Genomic DNA, 272 nt, shown 5'->3' on the forward strand with positions numbered 1-272 from the left:
GCCCAAAGCGTTGTGTGTACAAAAAAGGAAACATCACCTTTCCCCTTTATCGGTCCGTTGTTAAAAAAACGGCCAAACTGGCTATCCCAAAAGAAAAATTTCAGCCCCGAAACACCAGTTCTTCCGAAAACGACCCTTTCAGGGTGTAAATCAAATTGATTATAAAGAGCGTATAATTCTGGCGTGATAAAAACAAAGATTAGAACGATAGCAATGTACCATTTCGGATTTAGCAGTTGCTTGTATTGTTTGGTTAGCAACCAATAAATAAT

General features: G+C 38.2%; 1 protein-coding gene. It reads right to left on the reverse strand.

Going from position 1 to position 272, the window contains the following annotated elements:
- Positions 1 to 272 (reverse strand): hypothetical protein (locus tag AC0IW9_RS30885; protein ID WP_471652119.1); only part of this gene is annotated, 272 nt, incomplete at both ends.

The organism is Belnapia sp. AC561 (assembly GCF_979252845.1).